3 protein-coding genes and 1 pseudogene are annotated in these 2925 nt (G+C 66.6%); 2 read left to right on the top strand and 2 right to left on the bottom strand.

What is annotated here, in order from left to right:
• Nucleotides 1-16: 16 nt before the first annotated feature.
• Entirely contained in the window at nt 17-367 is a 351-nt protein-coding gene (locus AC1D15_RS24925; protein ID WP_477828090.1) for a helix-turn-helix domain-containing protein, read from the bottom strand.
• 154 nt (nt 368-521) lie between these two features.
• A complete protein-coding gene (locus AC1D15_RS24930; RefSeq protein WP_477828091.1) occupies nt 522-911 on the bottom strand; it encodes a RidA family protein in 390 nt (129 codons plus the stop codon).
• A gap of 183 nt (nt 912-1094) precedes the next feature.
• Between AC1D15_RS24930 and AC1D15_RS24935 the strand changes: the two genes are divergently transcribed.
• Nucleotides 1095-2657: an ABC transporter substrate-binding protein gene (locus tag AC1D15_RS24935; protein WP_477828092.1), complete on the top strand. Its 1563-nt coding sequence runs from the start codon at nt 1095-1097 to the stop codon at nt 2655-2657.
• A gap of 3 nt (nt 2658-2660) precedes the next feature.
• Nucleotides 2661-2925 (top strand): annotated as a pseudogene (locus AC1D15_RS24940) (ABC transporter permease); the annotation flags it as partial.

A 2925-nucleotide genomic window follows, 5' to 3' on the forward strand; every position in this document is an offset into this window, starting at 1 on the left:
GACGACCCCTTTGAACTCAGAAGGCATAGGGATCCTCCTCGGCGGCCTTGCCCCTGGATCCGGTCGCGCGCTTGCGCTGTTCGAGTTCACGCCGGACGCGGCCGGCAGCATCGGCATCCGGGTCTGCGGCCTTCTGGAGAATCGGCAGCAGGTTGGAGACCTCCATCGCCGACAGCCATGATGAGAAGCTGACCGCCGGGTCACCGCGCTCGATGCGCTGCAAGGTGGCGATGCTCATGCGGGCACGCTCCGCGAAGTCGGCCTGCGTGAGGTTGCGCGCCAGGCGGGCCAGGCGGATCGCAGCGCCCAACTGGCCCGAGGCCGCGAGGGACGCAGGACTGGCAAAGGCAGCTTCGGGACGGCGCATGACTTCTAGCAGCCAAAGGAACGCATCATATCTGATGCATACAGCCATCGATAACAAATCATATTTGCCACCTTGAGTCGATAAGGTGGCAATTAAGCCGCAACTCCCAGAAGACCGAATCAGTCCATTTGTCTCCTCTTGCCCCGCTGGCGCCTCACTTCACCGGCTTGAACGCGATCACGTCGATCTCCACCTTCGCATCCACCATCAACCGCGCCTCGGTCGTCGAGCGCGCCGGCTTCCCGTTCGGGAAGTAGCTCATGTAGATGCGGTTGAACGCGCCGAAGTCGCGCGCGTCCTGCAGCCAGCAGGTGCTCTTGCAGACGTCGTCGAACGTTGCGCCGGCCAGCGCCAGCACCGACTTCAGGTTCTCCATCACCTGGCGCGTCTGCGCCTCGATGCCGCCGGCGACGATCTCGCCGTTCGCATCCGCCGGGACCTGGCCCGACACGTAGATGAAGTCACCGGCGCGCACGGCCGGAGAGAACGGCCGCGCCTGGCGGTCGGAAGCCACCGGCGGGGCGCCAAGGTATTCGAGGGGCATGGAAGACTCCTTCAGGGTGAAAACAGTGCAGCTGCGCACCATAGATGTGAAAGTGTCTTTCAGTCAACACTGTCACATGGCGGGTAAACCCCGATTATTTGGCACGGCGATTGCTCCATAGTCGCGTCGTTCTGAAAAATATTTTCAGATTTCAGCCGTACTGCCCTTGTTGGAGATCCCGCCATGTCCCGCATCGCTTCCCTCCCCCGCCGCACCCTGCTGAAGCTGCCCGCCGCGCTCGGCCTGGCCGCCTGCCTGCTCGGGGCCGCCGGCACCGTGCAGGCCCAGGGTCCGCGCAACTTCGCGACGCTCGCGATGGTCGGCGAGCCGCAGACGCTCGACCCGATGGCCTCCACCGCCGACCTGGTCGGCACCATCATGCAGCACGTCTACGAGCCGCTCTACACCTTCGACGCGAAGTGGAACGTGGTGCCGATGCTGGCTGAAGCGCAGCCCAAGATCAGCGCCGACGGCAAGACCTACACGATCACATTGCGCCGCGGCGTGCTGCTGCACAGCGGCCGCGAACTGAACGCCGACGACGTGGTCGCGAGCCTGCAGCGCTGGATGGAACAGGCGCCGCGCGGCAAGGCCGTCGGCAAGGAGCTCGACAGCATCAAGGCCACCAGCCCGCTCGCGGTGCAGATCGTGCTGAAGAACCCGTACGCCCCGCTGCTGGCCCAGCTCGCGCTGCCGAGCGGCATGGCCGCGATCATGGCCAAGGAGTCGATCGCGACGCCGCTGAAGGAGTTCGTCGGCACCGGCCCGTACCGCTTCAAGGAGCGCAAGCCCGATGCCTACGTGCTGCTGACCCGCTTCGACAAGTACAGCGCCCGCAAGGAGCCGGCGAGCGGCTACGCCGGCAAGCGCGAGGCGCTGATCGAGGAGCTGCGCTTCGTGCCGGTGCCCAACGCCAACACGCGTGTCGAAGGCGCGCTGGCCGCGCAGTACGACTTCGCCGACCTGCTGCCGGTCGAGGCGCTGTCGCGGCTCGAGAAGGCCACCGGCAAGACGGTGCCGATCCTGACCACCTCGTTCGGCTTCCCGTACCTGGTGCTGAACACCAAGGAAGGCGTGGCCGCCAACGTCGGCGTGCGCCGCGCGCTGCAGACCGCGATCGGCGAGGGCGAGATGCTGGCCGCCGGCTTCGGCGACACCCGCTTCTTCAGCGCCGAGGGCAACCACTTCCCGAAGGGCTCGCCGTTCTACTCGAACGTCGGCACCGATGCCTACAACCAGCGCAACGCGAAGAAGGCGAAGGACGACGCCGAGAAGGCCGGCTACAAGGGCGAGCCGGTGCGCGTGCTGACGAGCCGGCAGTACGACTTCCACTACAACATGGCGCTGCTGATGGCCGAGCAGCTGAAGCGCGCCGGCTTCAAGGTCGAGCTGAACGTCGTCGACTGGGCGACGCTGGTGCAGCGCCGCAACGACTCGAAGCTGTGGGACCTGTACGTMACCCACTCCGGTCAGTTCCCCGAGCCGATGCTGTCGCCGCCGCAACTCGGCGAAGGCGCACCGGGCTGGTGGAGTTCGCCGGCCAAGCAGGCGGCGCTGGCCGCCTTCAACCAGGAGACCGATGCGGCCAAGCGCGGCGCGCTGTGGGGCAAGGTGCAGCAGGTGGTCTACGACGAGGTGCCGTACATCAACGTCGGCCGCTTCAACGGGCTCGCAGCACGCAGCCTGGCGCTCGACGGCTACGTGCCGTCGACCTGGCCGTTCTTCTGGAACGCGCGGATCAAGTAGGCCGTGCATCGCTACCTTCTCTCCCGCCTGGCCGGCATGCTGGCCGTGCTCGCCATCGTCGCGGTGATGGTGTTCGTGCTGACGCGCGCCGCGTCGGGCGACCCGATCTCGGTGCTGTTGGGCGACCAGGCCACCGCCGAGGACATCGCCCGCGTGCAGAAGGACTACGGCCTCGACAAGCCGCTGCCGGTGCAGTTCGCGTACTGGATCGGCGAGGTGCTGCACGGCAACCTCGGCCAGTCGATCTTCCTGCAGCGCCCGGTCACGC

The sequence above is a fragment of the Rhizobacter sp. P2_H2 genome (assembly GCF_056403375.1).